The organism is Leucobacter sp. WKLB1 (assembly GCF_059696215.1).
In genome coordinates this window covers 157280-171871 of the sequence record NZ_AP046115.1, presented here as the reverse complement: position 1 = coordinate 171871, position 14592 = coordinate 157280, and the positions used below count along the sequence as shown (strand labels likewise).

The 14592-nt window shown below is 69.2% G+C and carries 14 protein-coding genes; 8 read left to right on the top strand and 6 right to left on the bottom strand.

All coding sequences use genetic code 11. The features are described from left to right. Positions 1-132 precede the first annotated feature (132 nt). Together ACZF5Y_RS00810 and ACZF5Y_RS00805 are read left to right on the top strand one after the other, a co-directional pair. On the top strand, positions 133-981 hold the full coding sequence (locus ACZF5Y_RS00810; protein ID WP_497533921.1) for an ABC transporter substrate-binding protein: 849 nt from the start codon (positions 133-135) through the stop codon (positions 979-981). Beyond that, a complete protein-coding gene (locus ACZF5Y_RS00805) occupies positions 978-1685 on the top strand; it encodes a maleate cis-trans isomerase family protein (protein ID WP_497533920.1) in 708 nt (235 codons plus the stop codon). The genes ACZF5Y_RS00810 and ACZF5Y_RS00805 overlap by 4 nt, the downstream gene beginning before the upstream one ends. 13 nt (positions 1686-1698) lie before the next feature. Here the strand turns inward: ACZF5Y_RS00805 and ACZF5Y_RS00800 are convergent, their stop codons facing one another. Then, entirely contained in the window at positions 1699-2868 is a 1170-nt protein-coding gene (locus ACZF5Y_RS00800) for a PucR family transcriptional regulator (RefSeq protein WP_497533919.1), read from the bottom strand. 251 nt (positions 2869-3119) lie between these two features. Between ACZF5Y_RS00800 and ACZF5Y_RS00795 the strand changes: the two genes are divergently transcribed. From ACZF5Y_RS00795 to ACZF5Y_RS00785, 3 genes are read left to right on the top strand one after another with little or no spacing between them, the layout of a single operon-like run. Beyond that, positions 3120-4058: an ABC transporter ATP-binding protein gene (locus ACZF5Y_RS00795; protein WP_497533918.1), complete on the top strand. Its 939-nt coding sequence runs from the start codon at positions 3120-3122 to the stop codon at positions 4056-4058. Then, the gene (locus tag ACZF5Y_RS00790) at positions 4055-5113 is read left to right on the top strand and encodes an iron-siderophore ABC transporter substrate-binding protein (RefSeq protein ID WP_497533917.1); all 1059 of its coding nucleotides are present in this window, start codon (positions 4055-4057) and stop codon (positions 5111-5113) included. Before ACZF5Y_RS00795 ends, ACZF5Y_RS00790 begins: the two co-directional genes overlap by 4 nt. A 17-nt stretch (positions 5114-5130) precedes the next feature. Then, positions 5131-7281: an iron ABC transporter permease gene (locus ACZF5Y_RS00785; RefSeq protein WP_497533916.1), complete on the top strand. Its 2151-nt coding sequence runs from the start codon at positions 5131-5133 to the stop codon at positions 7279-7281. A 382-nt stretch (positions 7282-7663) separates the two neighbouring features. On the opposite strand, the gene ACZF5Y_RS00780 is transcribed toward ACZF5Y_RS00785, so the two are convergent. From ACZF5Y_RS00780 to ACZF5Y_RS00760, 5 genes are all read right to left on the bottom strand, one after another. Beyond that, on the bottom strand, positions 7664-8443 hold the full coding sequence (locus tag ACZF5Y_RS00780) for an alpha/beta fold hydrolase (RefSeq protein ID WP_497533915.1): 780 nt from the start codon (positions 8441-8443) through the stop codon (positions 7664-7666). 67 nt (positions 8444-8510) lie between these two features. Continuing rightward, entirely contained in the window at positions 8511-9638 is a 1128-nt protein-coding gene (locus ACZF5Y_RS00775) for a zinc-binding dehydrogenase (protein ID WP_497533914.1), read from the bottom strand. Then, positions 9635-10666, bottom strand: coding sequence for an ABC transporter substrate-binding protein (locus tag ACZF5Y_RS00770; protein WP_497533913.1), 1032 nt, complete (start codon positions 10664-10666; stop codon positions 9635-9637). Before ACZF5Y_RS00770 ends, ACZF5Y_RS00775 begins: the two co-directional genes overlap by 4 nt. A gap of 49 nt (positions 10667-10715) precedes the next feature. Then, the gene (locus ACZF5Y_RS00765; RefSeq protein ID WP_497533912.1) at positions 10716-11558 is read right to left on the bottom strand and encodes an ABC transporter permease; all 843 of its coding nucleotides are present in this window, start codon (positions 11556-11558) and stop codon (positions 10716-10718) included. Next, positions 11555-12394 carry an ABC transporter ATP-binding protein gene (locus ACZF5Y_RS00760; RefSeq protein WP_497533911.1) on the bottom strand — a complete coding sequence of 280 codons (840 nt, stop codon included), beginning with the start codon at positions 12392-12394 and terminating at the stop codon, positions 11555-11557. The genes ACZF5Y_RS00765 and ACZF5Y_RS00760 overlap by 4 nt, the downstream gene beginning before the upstream one ends. Before the next feature lie 255 nt (positions 12395-12649). Here ACZF5Y_RS00760 and ACZF5Y_RS00755 point away from each other — a divergent pair, with 255 nt between their 5' ends. The 3 genes from ACZF5Y_RS00755 to ACZF5Y_RS00745 are packed head-to-tail and all read left to right on the top strand — an operon-like array spanning position 12650 to position 14592. Then, positions 12650-13306: a GntR family transcriptional regulator gene (locus ACZF5Y_RS00755; protein ID WP_053387510.1), complete on the top strand. Its 657-nt coding sequence runs from the start codon at positions 12650-12652 to the stop codon at positions 13304-13306. Between the two features lie 36 nt (positions 13307-13342). Beyond that, entirely contained in the window at positions 13343-14026 is a 684-nt protein-coding gene (locus tag ACZF5Y_RS00750) for an amino acid synthesis family protein (RefSeq protein WP_497533910.1), read from the top strand. Next, positions 14023-14592 (top strand): amino acid synthesis family protein, encoded by a 570-nt coding sequence (locus ACZF5Y_RS00745; RefSeq protein ID WP_497533909.1) that lies wholly within the window; start codon positions 14023-14025, stop codon positions 14590-14592. Before ACZF5Y_RS00750 ends, ACZF5Y_RS00745 begins: the two co-directional genes overlap by 4 nt.

Below are 14592 nucleotides of genomic sequence, written 5' to 3'. Positions count from 1 at the left end.
CGTGGCGCCTGCGATTCCCCGCGTCACAGTGCGTCATCTGGCGTCGTTTTGAACACCTGTCTATGGGCCGATCGCGATCAGGTCGTCACAGTAGTGTTCCATCAGCCATTCAGTTCGCTTATTGGAGACATTATGAAACGCCGCTCACTCTGGTCCGTCGTCGCGGTCGCCGCACTCACCGTGGGCCTCGCCGCCTGCTCGTCACCCGCTTCAGACGCCTCGGGCTCGGAGTCCGATTCATCGAGCGGTGAGGCCACATTCTCGACGATCACCGAGGGCACCCTCACCGTCGGCGTGCCGAACTTCCCGCCGTTCGTTGGCGTTGAAAACGGCGAGCTGACCGGCCCCGACGGCGAGATCATCACCGCGCTCGCTGAAAAGAACGGCCTCAAGGTCAAGGCCGAGGCCTACGACTTCGCCGCTCTGATCCCGGCCATTCAGCAGGGCCGCATCGACGTCGCCATCGGCTCGATCTTCCGCACCGCCGAGCGCGCCGAGGTCGTCGACTTCTCCGATCCGCTCTACATCGAGCCCGGTGGAGTCATCTCGAAGGACGGCATCGACTCGGTCGACGATTTCGCGAAGCTCAAGGTCGGCACGATCCAGGGCTACAACTGGGTCGAAGACGTGCAGAGCGTGCTCGGTGACAACAAGCTCACCCTCTACCCCTCCTCCGCAGAGCTGCAGCAGGATCTCGAGGCCGGGCGCATCGACGTCGGCATCGACAGCTACGGCACCGCCCAGTACCTCTACAAAGACTCGGACTTCCAGGTGAAGAAGCTCGCCGCCGACGATCGCATCAAGGCGGCGACCGAGCCCGGCCAGACCGCCGTGCTCGTCTCGAAAGACAACCCGGAGCTCACGAAGGCCCTGAACGCGGGGGTCAAGGAGCTGCACGACGATGGCACGATCGCCGATGCCCTGAAGGCCGCCGGCCTCGACCCGAGCGCCGCCGAGACCGGCGACCCGCGCATCCTGTGACCGTCGTCGACCCTCCGGCGAGAGTCGCCGTGCTCGTTCCATCGAGCGACACCGGTGTCGAAATCGAGCTGCCCCGCCGCATCGGCGGGGCAGCCTCGCTGCATGTCGCCCGCATGCCGCTCGACGCCGTCACCCCCGAAGCGCTCCGCGCCCTCGAAGCGGCGGCGCTCGAACAGGCTGTGGCACTGCGCCAGGTGACCCCGAACCTGGGCCTCTTCGGCTGCACCAGCGGTACATTCCTGCGCGGCACCGCGTTCGAAACGGGCTTCGTCGCCGCGCTCGAAGAGCGCCTCGGCGCCCCCGTCATCACTGCGGCGCGCGCAATGGTGCGTGCACTCTCAGCTCGCGGCTCGCGCGTGCGGCTCATCGCGTCGTACTCCGACGAAATCGTCGCGGCCGAAGCCGACTACCTGCGCGGGCACGGGCTCGACGTTGTCTCGACGCGCGGGCTCGGCATCGTCGATGACGAGCAGACCGCCGCCGTGTCGGCCGATCGGCTCAGCGCCGAGGCCGCGCGCCTCACTGGTGATGGCGCCGACGTGATCATGCTGAGCTGCACCAACCTGCGCACCCTCGCTGCGATTCCACGCATCGAGGCCGAGCTCGGGCTCCCCGTGGTGAGCTCGAACTCGGCCCTCGCCGAAGCAGCTCTGGCGGCGCTCGGCGATCCGGCACCATCGAGACCGTCGACGCCTGCGCAGTGAGCCCCGCGTCGCGCTAGAACAGCCCCTCGATCTGCGCGGCGGTCAACCCGAGGTGCAGCGCCACCCGATGATCGCCGCGCTCGAGATCGAAGCCGGTCTGCTCCTCGATGCGCGCGATGCGGTAATAGAGGGTGCCCCGATGCACGCCGAGCTCGGTGGCCGTTCGCCCGGCGTTGCCGCCCGTATCGAGAAACGCTTTCGCGGTGCGCGCGATGGTGAGCCCGCGATCGGTCTCGAGCAGCGTACGCAGCGCGCGCGGCACCTCGAGGCGGCGGATCGGGGCGATGCGACCGAGCTCGACGAGCAGCTCGTACGAGGGCAGCGCATCGCCGAACACGACCTCGGCAGTGCCGACTGTGGCACCCGCGACCGAGTGCACCGCCTCGAGATGGTCGAACACCTCGTGCGCGGTGAAGAGCGGCGGCGATGCAAACACGGTGACGCGGCCGATGGCCTGCGCATCGGCGTTCACCCCCGCAGCCGCCTCCCCGATCGCCGGCTCAAGCGCACCGCGCCCCAACAGCTCCGCAGACCCGCCGGCCACCAACACCTCACGACCCTCGGAGTCCCGCGTCACCGACCAGCGCAAGCCCGGGATCGCCGTGCGTGCGCGCTCCCACACCCGATCGAGCGCGGAGAACCCCACGAGCCCTCCGGGGTCGACCACCGGCGCCGTGCGAATGTCGATCGCGAACACGCGGAACACGCGATGCCCGGCGACGAGCCGGTCGAGCGGTACGCCGCGCTCGAGCGCCGTCGCGCCGGCGTCGTGCAGCACATCCGGCAGCGCCTCCGCCGCCGCCCGCTGCAAGCGCAGCCAGTCGGACTCGGCCACGGAGCCGTCGCCGTCGATCGCCCACAGGTGACCGACCAGCTCGCCCCCCGGATCGCGCACCGGCAGATGCACCCGGCCGAGTTCCAGGCCGGGAAACGGTGCGATGCGCTGCGGCGCCGTACCGGTGAAGATGCCGGAGTCGGCCGCGAGCCTGCGCCGCACCTCATCGGTCACAGGCTTGCCGAGCAGCATGGCCAGACGGCTGCCGTCGAGCGGGCCGGCATGCGGCATCGAGGTGAGCGGGCGCATGTCAGAGGCGTTCAGCGCAATCGGCACGTCGACGAGCTCGCCGAGGTCGGCGACCGCCCGCACTAGGCGCTCGCTCGCGCTGCCGGCTGCCGTACTCATGCAGGCATGCTACGTCGGCTGGCTGCAGAACGGGCAGGCACCTGACACACGCGTTCACATCGGCGCCCGATGATCCGGCACCCCGGCACCGTCGCGCACGAGCCGCACCACCTCCGGCCCGGTCAGCGGGTTCATGGAAATTGCAGAGGTCGGCGATCCCGAACTAATCTGATGTAAGCAAGGCTACCCTCAGTTGCGATGCGCGTCTGGGGCGGAACAGCCGCCCGCGCCCGCCGATCGAGGAACTCCGCATGCCCCCAGCAGCCCCCACTCGTTCCTCTCGCACGCCCGCTTCGCTGCGGGGCACATCCCTGGATCTCACCTACGGCAAGCGCCCGGTGGTGCACGACGTCTCCATCGCGCTCGAGCCCGGCCGAGCCACAGCGCTGATCGGCCCGAACGGCAGCGGCAAGTCGACGCTGCTGCGCGCGCTCGCCCGATTGCACCCGGCGCCCCGTGACGCCGTCACCCTCGGCGGCGCCGACCGCGAAGATCGCGCCGCCTCCCTGCTCACGGCGCGCGAGTTCGCCCACGAGGTCACCCTGTTCTCGCAGTCGCGCCCGGCGCCGCAGGGACTCACCGTGGGCGAGGTGGTCGCATTCGGTCGGCACCCGCACCGCCGCCGGTTCGCCGGCCTCACCGACGATGATCGCCGCGCGATCGATCACGCGATGCTCGCCACGGGCGTGCGCGACATGGCAACCCGACCGGTCGGCGAGCTTTCGGGCGGCGAGATGCAGCGCGTCTGGCTCGCGGCCTGCGTCGCGCAGGAGACCGGGGTCGTGCTGCTCGACGAACCCACGAACCACCTCGACCTCCGCTACCAGATCGAAACGCTCGATTTGGTGCGCGATCTCGTCGAGCAGACCGGGGTCGCGGTCGGCATCGTGCTGCACGACCTCGACCATGCGGCGCGGGTCGCCGACGAGCTCATTCTGATGCACGCCGGGCGCGTGCACGCCGCCGGACTCCCGGCCGAGGTGCTCACTGCGGCGCACATCGGCGAGGTCTACGGCATCGACGTCGAGGTCGAGGTGCACCCACGCACCGGCCGCGTGCGCATCGATCCGATCGGGCGCCACGCACCACTCGCGCACCCCGCGCCTGCACCCGAGGCATCCCTGACCACCCCCGGCACTCCCACCCACTCGCACCAGACCACCGATCCCACCGAGAGGACCCCCGCATGACCCGCTCCCTCCGCACCGCAGCCGCCGCTGCGCTCGTCACCGCCGTTGCGTTCACCGCGGCCGGCTGCGGCACCACCACCGTCGAAGCCGGGACCGGCGACGTGCCGCAGGCCACCTCGGAGGCGTGCCAGAACGACACGACGACCACGTCGACCGGCCCGGTCGAGATCACCGACGGCGTCGGCCGCACGGTCACCCTCGACCAGCCCGCGAAGCGGGTTGCGGTGCTCGAGTGGCAGCAGATCGAAGATGCGCTGACGCTCTGCGTCGCGCCCGTCGCTGTCTCAGACCCGGAGGGCTACGGCACCTGGGTCAGCGCCGAGACGCTGCCCGAGAGCGTCGTCGATCTCGGCACCCGCGGCGAGCCCGACCTCGACGCGCTCTACGGAGCCGATCCCGACCTCATCATCGTGGAGGCGTTCGAGGCCGACGCCGACATCGTCAAGACACTCGAGAAGGAGAGCGACGTTCCGGTGCTCGTCACGGTCGGCGCCGACACCAAGGATCCGATCGGCAACATGAAGAACGTCTTCACGCTGATCGCCGAGGCGACCGGCCGCACCGAGCGCGCCGATCAGGTGCTCGCCGACTTCGACCAGCACCTCGCCGATGCCAAGGCCGAGGTCGCGACCGTCGACCTGCCCACGAAGGACTTCGTGTTCTTCGACGGCTGGGTCGAGGGCAGCAACCTCGTGATCCGCCCCTACGGCGAGGGCGCCCTCTTCACCGCGTTCGGCGAGGAACTCGGCCTGACACCGGCCTGGACGAACGAGATCGATGCGGCCTACGGCAGCGGCGGCGTCGACCCCGCCTACGGCCTCGCACAGACCGACCTCGAGGGCCTCACCGCCGTCGGCGACGCGAACCTCTTCTATTCCAAGGACGAAGAGGGCGGCTACACCAACGAACTCGAGAAGAGCGCGATCTGGACCTCGCTGCCCGCCGTCAAGGAGGGCCGCGCACACGCGTTCCCCGCGGGCGTCTGGGGTGCCGGCGGCCCGCTGTCGGGTGAGCAGGCCGTCGACGCGTTCGTCGACGTCATTCTCCAGAAGTAACGCCGCGCAGGATCGCCATGACTCCGACCCGCACCGCGACGCCCGCAGTCGCGCCGGCTTCGACCCGGCCCGCATCCGGAGCATCCGCCGCGTTCGCCGCACCCGGGCACGCCACCGGCGACCTCGGGCTGCGGGGGCGCGCCAGCGGAGTTGCGGTGCTCGTCGGGCTTCTCGTCGCGGTCGTGGCGGTCGGTGCGTGGCACCTCACGCAGGGCACCTCGGGCGTCGGGGTCTGGGACCTCGTGCGCTACGCGGGCGGTGCCCGTGAATCGGTCGGCGGCGTGCCGGTGGGCGATGTGCTCACCGGCTCCCGCCTGCCGCGCCTCGCCGCGGGCGTCGCCGTCGGGTTCGCGCTCGGGGTCGCCGGCGCCCTGCTGCAGTCGATCACCCGCAACCAGCTTGCCTCGCCCGACACCCTCGCTGTCACCGCCGGCTCGTACTTCGCGCTGTCGGCGGTCGCCGCATTCGGGCTCTCACTCCCGCTTTGGGCCTCCGGATCGGTGGCGTTCATCGGCGGCTTGCTCGCCGCCGCACTCGTGCTTGCACTCGCCGGCAGCACCGCCGGCGCGGGCACCACCCGCCTCATCCTCGCCGGGTCCGCGCTCGCGATGGCCCTCGACGCGGGCACGGCGATGCTGCTGATCCTCTTCACGGAGAACACGACCGGGCTGTTCGCCTGGGGTTCGGGATCACTGGCGCAGCTCAACATCGACGCCTCGTTGCGCGCCCTCCCCCTCATCGTCGTCGCCCTCCTTGCGGCACTGCTCCTCACCCGCCGGCTCGACGTGCTCGGCCTCGGCGAAGACACCGCCTCGGCGGTCGGGGTGCCGATCCGCTCCACCCGCCTCATCGCCGTGGTCTGCGCCGTCGTACTCACCAGCACCGCGGTGATGCTCGCCGGCCCGATCGCGTTCGTCGGGCTCGGCGCCCCCGTGCTCGCCCGACTCATCGCCGCGCGCGTGCGACCGATCACTCGACACCTGCTGCTGATTCCAGTGTCGGGGCTGCTGGGCGCGCTGCTGATCCTGCTCGCCGATGCCGGCCTCCGCGCGCTGCTCGGTGCCGAAGGGGCGACGTCAGTGCCCACCGGCATTCCCACGGCGCTGCTCGGCGCCGTCGTCATCGTGGTGCTCGCACTGCGCATGCGCGACGCCGGCGGCGTGCGCACTCCGCCCCAGGCGCGGCCCGGACGCCGCACCCGGCTGCGCCTCGGTGTGGTCATCGCCATCGTCGCCGTGCTGCTCATCGCGGCGGCCGTCGTCGGCCTGCTCGCGGGCAGCCTGTGGCTGCAGACCGGCGATCTCGCGCTCTGGGCCCGCGGATTGGCCCCCGATCTCGTCACGCGCGCGATCGACGAGCGCGTGCCCCGCGTGGCCGCGGCGCTGCTCGCCGGTGCCGCGCTCGCCCTCTCGGGCAGCGTCGTGCAGTCGACCGTGCGCAACCCGCTCGCCGAACCCGGGCTGCTCGGCATTACCGCCGGCGCCGGCCTCGGCGCGGTCATCGCCGTCACCTCGGGCGGCGGGCGCCCGCTGCTCATCACCCTCGCCGTCGCAATGGGACTCGCCACGTTCGGGCTCATCGCCCTGCTGTCGTGGCGCGGGGGCATGCTGCCCGACCGCTTCGTGCTCATCGGCATCGGCTGCGGGTACGGCCTCAGCGCACTCACCACATTCCTGCTGCTGCGCGCCGACGCCTGGAACACCCCCCGCATTCTGACCTGGCTCTCGGGCACCACCTACGGGCGGTCGATGCCCGATGTGCTGCCCGTGGCAATCGCGCTGGTCATCGCGCTGCCGATCCTCATCGGATTGCGCCGCCACCTCGACCTGCTCGCCATCGACGAAGATACGCCCCGCATTCTCGGCATCGGGCTCGAGAAGACGCGCTTCTCGATGCTCGCAATCGCGGCCGTGCTCGCCGCGGTCAGCGTCGTCGCCGTCGGCGTGATCGGGTTCGTCGGCCTCGTCGCCCCGCACCTCGCCCGCGCGATCGTCGGGGCCCGGCACGCGCGCATCATTCCGGTCGCGATGCTGCTCGGTGCGCTGCTCGTCTGCGTCGCCGACACCCTCGGGCGCACCCTCATTTCGCCCGCGCAGCTGCCCGCCGGGCTCATGCTCGCGCTGATCGGGGCGCCCTACTTCGTCTGGTTGCTGCGCCGGTCGGCGTAGGGGGTTCTTGCCGGGCGCGCGCCCGCGCCCCCGCGGCGCCGTCTGCCTTGCAGGGTGCTCAGCGTGGCCACCTCTTCTCGAGTGCACCGCTTTTGCGCGAGAGTACCCCGCGCTTACAGGTGCGCTCGTGCGAAAAGGGTGCACTCGCGGCAGAGCGGGGTGGGGCGAGTCGGGGCGTAGCGAGCCCGCTGCCACCTAGAAGCCGCACCTCGACGCGGCAGACCCTCTCCCGAGTGCACCCCTGTTGCTCGAAAGCACCCCTCATGTGCCGGCGCGCTCGCGCAACAGGGGTGCGCTCGCGGCGGGAGGAGGGTGCGGGGCAGGGCAGGGCAGGGCAGGGCGCCCGGCGCCTGGGCGACGAGGCGCGGCACGGGGGCCGCGCTCAGGCCTCCGCGACCTCGGCCCAGAAGTCGAGGATCAGCGCGGTGATGAGCTCGGGCTTCTGATCGATAAGCCCGTGCGTGGTGCCCGGCACGATCGCGAGGCGCGCGTTCGGCAGACTCGCCGCGATGCGCAGCGAGTGCGCGGGCCGCACCGTGTCGCGGTCACCACCGACCACCAGTGTGGGCGACGTCGCGCGGGCGAGTTCGGCGGCGGCGATGTGGGGTTCAGAGGTCCACAGCCGCAGACACTTGTCGAAGACGACGTCGGCGTGCTCGGGCCCGTCGGGCGACAGGCGCTCGTAGGCGCGGCGCTCGGAGCTGATGCGATCCGGCGCCGGATCGCCCGCCGCACCCGACCGGGGCAGATCAGGCAGCACCGGCCCGTTCGCGGGCAGGTCGCGGTCGTACGCCGACGGATCGAGATTCGCGCTGATCGCGGTGAGCGAGCGCACCCGGCCGGGATGCGCCATGGCGAGCATCAGCCCGATGATCGCCCCGTCGCTGTACCCGACGATGTGGGCATCGGCGAGTCCGTGCGCGTCGAGGTAGGCGAGCGCCTCGGTGACGCCGCGCTCGTACGAGTAGTCGCCCGGCAGGTCGGCCGTGCGACCGTGGCCCGGCCGCTCGTAGGCGTGCACTCGAGACACGGCAGCGAGCGCGTCGGCAATGGGCGCCAGCGATTCGAGCGAGCAGAACCCGCCGTGGAGCACCACGACGGGTTCGCCCGACCCCGAGACCTGCTCGTACAGTTCAATGCCGTTGATGCTCACGGTTGCCATGCGCCCACCCTTCTCGGTTCAGGGTAGCGGTGGCCGAAATGAGCCGGGGCCGAAATGAGCGGGGCGGCTACCCGCGCTGGGGCAAGATCACCGCCTTCGTGTCGCGCATCGCCCGCATGTTCTCAAAGGCGTCGTTCACTTGCTCCAGCGTGTACCGGTTCGAGATGATCGCGGCGAAGTCGAATCGATCTGCGGCCTGTTCCAGGAACAGCAGGGCCTCGCGGTAGTGGTCGATCGCCCCCGAGAAAGCTCCGAGCACCTGCAGGTTCTTCATCGTGATGCGGCCGGGCGGGCTGGGGGCATCCCACCCCGCGACCTGACCCATGAGCACGTAGCGGGCGCCATTCGCAGCGAGCTGCAGCCCCTCCGCGAACGCGGTGCGGCCGCCCGACATCTCGAGCATCTTCGTGGGGCGACGGCCACCGGTCGCCCGCAGCACCGCCGCCTCGCGCTCCTCGGGCGTCGCATGCTCCTCGACCGACACGACGGCCGTGGCACCGTACGATTCGGCAAGACGCAGTCGGTCGGCCGGGCCGCCCACGACGATCAGGTCGCGGAAACTACCGAGCGACAGCATTGCCGTGGCGAACAGGCCGATCGGGCCGCTGCCCTGCACCACGATGGTGTCGCTCGGCTTCGTGCGGCCCAGGGTCTCGACGGCGTTGGCCGCCGACCGCACGGCGCACGCGGCGATGCTCGCGAGTTCGTCAGACACCCCGTCGGGCACGCGCACCCGGCCCGCGCGGGGCAGCACGACGGCGTGATCGGCGAACCCGCCCGCGCCGTAGGGCTGCTCTTCGCAGTTGAGGTAGCCGTACATTTGCGGCCGCTCGCAGAGCGCCGAGTCGCGATGCGTCGCGCACCCCTCGCACGATCCGCACGGCGCGTGCGACCAGATCACGCGGTCGCCCGGCTGCAGCGGTTCGCCGAAAGAGTCGCGATCGGCGCCCTCACCCATCGCGATGATGCTGCCGACCATTTCGTGACCGGGAACGGTGGGCAGCGCGGCCGGAATCGTGAGGTGCCCGAGCCACCCGTGAATGTCGGTGCCGCACACGGAGCAGGCGAGCACCTCCACCAGCAGTGCCCCGGCGTCGAGGTGCTCGGGCAGCGGCACGGTTTCGAGGGAGAGCGGAGCCCCGTGCTCGCGGATGACCGCGGCACGGGTGCTCGTGGGGAGTACGGTGTGCGTCACTTCGCGTTGTCCGCGAATTCGTTGGTGAACGTCTCTTGAGGCCGCAGATCGCTGAGACCCTGCGACGACTCGAGCAGGCGCACGTTCGCCTCGTACCCGTTCTCGGGCATCTTGCCGTCCTTCGTGTAGATCTCGAGGTTCTTTGAGAGCACATCGGCGTACGCCTTCGGATCTTCACCGACGAGGTTCGCCGGCATCGCCTCGGTGATCTCGTCGGCGCTGTGATCCTGCATCCACTTCAGCGCCTTGACCGTTGCATTCACGATGCCCTGCGCCGTCTCGGGGTTCGCGTCGAGCCACTCGTTCTTCGTGTACAGCGTCTCCGCTGCGTACCCGCCGTCGCCGAACAGCTCCTTCGAGCCCTCGGCGGTGCGGGTGTCGATCAGCGTTCCGGTGCCCGCGTTGCGCGCCTCGAACTGCGAGAACGCCGGCTCGTACATCCAGCCCGCGACGACCTGGCCGCCCTCCATGGCCGCGACCGCGCTCGCGCCGGTACCGGTGGTGACCAGGCTGACATCGGTCAGCGACAGGTCGGCGCGCTGCAGCGCCTCCGAGAAGTAGGCCTCCTCAGCGGAGCCCGGCGCGGCGATGCCGACCGGCTGCCCCTTGAGGTCGTCGACGCTCGTAATGTCTTTCGCGCTCGCCGGCGGCACGGCGAGCACGGCGCCCGGGCTGTCCGAGAGCACGATGAACGCGGTGTAGTCGCGACCCTTGGCCTGCATGCGCAGCGTGTGATCGTAGAAGCTGGCCGCGGCCTGCGCCGATCCCGACTCGACGGCCTCGAGCGCCTTCGTGCCCGACTGCAGGTCGGAGAGCTCGACGTTGACGCCCTCCTCGTCGAAGTAGCCGAGCTCATCAGCGAGCACCAGCGGGATGTTGTGGAGGTTGGTGAGACCTGCGACGGCGATCAGCGTCGGCGATCCGTCGTCGCCTCCGCCCGCATTGCCGGGGCTGGCGCAGCCGATCAGCCCGATGGTTGCGGCCGCGAGAAGACCGCCCGAGAGCAGTCGCTTCGTCGTCGTTGACATGTTCACTCCTGAGTTGTGAGGTGATGCGAGGTTGAGAGGGGTGTTGGAATCAGTGCGTGCCGGCGCTGCGCCAGCGCAGCAGATGCTTCTCAATACGGGTGATGAAGAACTCGATGATGAGCACGAAGACCATGAGCGTCACCATGCCGGCGAACACGCTCGTCGTGTCGAAGGTGCCCTGCGCCTGCGCGATGACGTACCCGATGCCTCGGAAGGCGCCCAGGTATTCGCCGATCACCGCACCGATGATCGCGAAGCCGATGCTGGTGTGGAGGCTGGAGAATATCCAGCTCAGCGCGCTCGGCAGGTACACCGAGGTCAGCAATTGCGACTGCGATCCGCCGAGCATGCGCGAGTTGTTCGTCAGCACGCGCGGCACACTGCGGATGCCCTCCAGCGTGTTGAAGAACACGACGAAGAACACCAGCGTGAAGCCCAGCGCAACCTTCGACCAAATGCCGATACCGAACCAGAGCAGGAAGATCGGCGCGAGCACGAGACGGGGCAGCGCGTTGAACATCTTGATGAACGGGTCGAAGAGCTGCGCGAGAAAGTCGATGCGACCGAAGAGCACGCCGAACACGAGCCCGCCGATGACTCCGATGCCGAATGCCAGCAGCGTCGCCTGCGTGGTGGCGATGAGGTGCGGGTAGATCGACCCGGTCGTGAACCACTCCACGATCCGGGCGAAGACCGCGCTGGGCTCGCTGAAGAAGAACGGGTCGAGCACGCCGGTCATCGCGCCAACCTGCCAGAGCCCGATGAAGAGCACGCCGAGGGCGACCTGATACCCGATCATGCGGAGCTTGCGCGACCGAATCGCCCCTGACGGATTCACGGGCTCGGTGACCTTCGTGGTGATCGCCTCGGTCGAGGCTACGAGTGTGGTCATGCTGCGGCCTCCTCAGGCTGGTTCAGCTGGTACGTCTTCATGACTTCTTCCTTGAGGCAGTCCCAGACCTCGCTGTAGATGCGCTGGAACACCGGGTCGCGCTTGATCTCCAACAGGTCGCGCGGGCGCTCGAGCGGCACTTCGAAGCGACCGACGATGGTGCTCGCCGGGCCCGCGCTGAGCACGATGATTTCGTCGGAGAGCGCCACTGCCTCGTCGAGATCATGGGTGACGAAGAGCGTCGCTGCCCCGCTCGCGCCCCAGAGGTTCAGCAGTTCCCCCTCCATGACGAGGCGGGTCTGCACGTCCAGCGCCGAGAACGGCTCATCCATGAGGATCAACCCGGGGTTGGTGATCCACATCTGCGCCATGGCGACACGGCGTCGCTGGCCGCCGCTGAGTTGAGCAGGGTAGCGCTTCTCGAAGCCCTTGAGCCCGACGCGCTCGAGCCACTCTGCCGCCTCTTTGCGCGATTCGCTCTTCGAGACACCTCGGTAGTCGAGCGCGAGCGCGACGTTATCGATCGCGGAGCGCCACGGCAGCAACGCATCCTGCTGGAAGAGGTAGCCGGCGTCGCGGTTGAGCCCGCGAAGCGGCTCTCCCTGCGCGTACACCGTGCCCGCGGACGGCGTGAGCAGCCCGGCCGACATGTTGAGGATCGTCGACTTGCCGCAGCCCGTCGGGCCGACGACGGAGGTGAATTTGCCGGGTTCGGCCGCGATCGACACGTTGCGCACTGCGGTGTAGGCGCCGGAGCCCTGGTCGGGGAACGTAATCGTGCAGTCTGCGAGCTCCACGGTCGCTCGCGGAGCGGAATGTGCTGTGTCTGTGGTCACCGTTGTCCAATCGTCGAACTCGATACGCAGTGGGGCTCCCGAGGTCGCCATACCCACGTGTTGTATGCATGTCTCGACCGAGATTAGCCACCGACTCGGCGACTGTCAACATCAAAACGGCTTGTTTTCGCGAAACTTGTGCGTAACAATACCGATGACGCCACAAGCTGTGGCACACAACAGATGCAAATCGTGTACGCTGCCATACAAGACAGCGCTCGCAGTCAGTCAGTGGCGACACCTCAAGGAGAACGCATGCAGTCATCGAAGACGACGGATCTCACGGTGCTCGATCGCATCCGATCCGGGATCGTGCTCGGCGAATTCCCTCCCGGTGCGCTCCTCGCCGAGATCCGCCTGGCCGAGGAGTTCCAGGTGAGTCGCACTCCGATCCGCGAAGCGCTGAAGCAGCTGCAGATCGAGGGCCTCGTCGAGATCCGCCCCCGCGTCGGCACCTTCGTGCGCAAACCCACGCAGCGCGAGATCGTGGAGCTCTTCCAAATCAAGGAGAGCCTCGAGGGGCTGGCCGCGGGCCTGCTCGCCCGGCGCGGCGACGTCCCCGAACTCCGCAAGCTCATCCGCAACGTCGCCGACGAGCGCGAGGCGGTGCGCCGCGGCGATTCAGAGGCGTATGCCGAACTCGTGCACGACTTCCACCAGACGCTGATCGACGGCGCTGACAACCAGAAGCTCGCCGAGCACTACGACCTCCTCATGAACCAACTCGCCTACCACCGGATCGTGCGCCAGACGCTGCAGCAGCCGGGTCGCCTCGCGAACTCCCTCGGCGAGCACAGCGGCATCGTCGACGCCATCCAGGCGAAGGATCCGCTGCTCGCCGAACTCGCTGCGCGGCGACACGTCGCCACGTCGAGTCAGTCGGCATCGATCGCCGCGTTCGACGAATCCTGAACTCCTCCCCACCTTCAACAGACTGGATCGATCTCGATGACCACGCTCTCCCCACCGCAGCTCGACACCGAAGGCGCACCCGAAACTGCATTGCCGGATCGCACAACGCTGCGCGAATTCGACGACATCGCGCGCGCGATCGCCCTGCGCAAGATCGCGGTCGCCACGGAGGAGGTGCCCGATCGCGACGGCCGCCCGATCCTCCGCGCCAGCGCGACGGCCGTGATTCGCAATCCATGGTTGGGAACCGGAACCACGGAGGATCTCGCCGCGAAGAGCAATTTCGCGGCCCCCCTGCTCGCGAAGCTGCTCAGCGACCGTCTCATCGAAGCTCTGGGCGGCGCCGATGCCGTCGAGGCCTTCGGAAAGGCGGCGTTCGTCGGTACCGCCGGTGAGCTCGAGCACGCCAGCGCACTGATTCACACCGCGTACTTCGGCAATCTCGTGCGCGAGGCGCTTGAGGGCACATCGATTCTCTGCTTCGTCGACGGCCGCGCGGGCACCGGAGAGCTCATCCGTGTGCCGCTCTGGCACAAGAGCGCCGCGGCGACCCGCAGCCACTACCAAACGCTGGAGGTGCATCTCGCCGATGCGCCGCGCGCCGATGAGATCGCGGTCATCGCGGTCGCGTCGACGGGGCCGCGGCCCCACGCGCGCATCGGCGACCGCACCACCGATACCCCGATTACCACCGACATCCTGAAGGAGATCGCACTATGAGCCAGCCAAGCCCCCTGAGCCCCCGCAAGATCATCACCATCGTCGAAGAGATCGCGCAGGAGGGCGGACGCGAAGTGTCACCCGTCGCACGCATCGCCATCGTCGCCGCGGTGATCCCGAACCCGTGGGCCGGCCAGGGCTTCGTCGCAGACCTCGCACCCGGCATCGACGCCGTCGCCTCAGATCTCGGCGCGCTGCTGGCACCCCGTGTCATTGCGGCGCTCGACGCGCCGCTCGAGGCGTACGGCAAGGCTGCGATCGTCGGCCTTGAAGGCGAGATCGAGCACGGCTCAGCGCTGATCCACACACTCAAATTCGGCAATCACTTCCGTGACGCCGCAAACGCGACGACCCTGCTTCCTGCGGTCGAGAAGCGCGGTGCCGCCGGCATCGTGTTCGACATTCCGCTGAAGCACTTCACCGACGCGACGATCCGTTCCCACCATCAGACCGTCGAGGTGCGCATCGCCGATGCCCCACACCCCGGCGAGATCGTCATCGCCCTCGCCGGCGCCGCTCAGGGTCGCCCGCAGCAGCGCCTCGCCGACCTCTCGACCGAGCAGTAG

Excerpts from the sequence above, each read along its gene's own strand:
- ACZF5Y_RS00795 (WP_497533918.1), top strand. The coding sequence starts at position 3,120 with ATGCCCCCAGCAGCCCCCACTCGTTCCTCTCGCACGCCCGCTTCGCTG.
- ACZF5Y_RS00785 (WP_497533916.1), top strand. The coding sequence starts at position 5,131 with ATGACTCCGACCCGCACCGCGACGCCCGCAGTCGCGCCGGCTTCGACC.
- ACZF5Y_RS00770 (WP_497533913.1), bottom strand. The coding sequence starts at position 10,666 with ATGTCAACGACGACGAAGCGACTGCTCTCGGGCGGTCTTCTCGCGGCC.
- ACZF5Y_RS00750 (WP_497533910.1), top strand. The coding sequence starts at position 13,343 with ATGACCACGCTCTCCCCACCGCAGCTCGACACCGAAGGCGCACCCGAA.
- ACZF5Y_RS00755 (WP_053387510.1), top strand. The coding sequence starts at position 12,650 with ATGCAGTCATCGAAGACGACGGATCTCACGGTGCTCGATCGCATCCGA.
- ACZF5Y_RS00800 (WP_497533919.1), bottom strand. The coding sequence starts at position 2,868 with ATGAGTACGGCAGCCGGCAGCGCGAGCGAGCGCCTAGTGCGGGCGGTC.
- ACZF5Y_RS00810 (WP_497533921.1), top strand. The coding sequence starts at position 133 with ATGAAACGCCGCTCACTCTGGTCCGTCGTCGCGGTCGCCGCACTCACC.
- ACZF5Y_RS00765 (WP_497533912.1), bottom strand. The coding sequence starts at position 11,558 with ATGACCACACTCGTAGCCTCGACCGAGGCGATCACCACGAAGGTCACC.
- ACZF5Y_RS00790 (WP_497533917.1), top strand. The coding sequence starts at position 4,055 with ATGACCCGCTCCCTCCGCACCGCAGCCGCCGCTGCGCTCGTCACCGCC.
- ACZF5Y_RS00745 (WP_497533909.1), top strand. The coding sequence starts at position 14,023 with ATGAGCCAGCCAAGCCCCCTGAGCCCCCGCAAGATCATCACCATCGTC.
- ACZF5Y_RS00780 (WP_497533915.1), bottom strand. The coding sequence starts at position 8,443 with ATGGCAACCGTGAGCATCAACGGCATTGAACTGTACGAGCAGGTCTCG.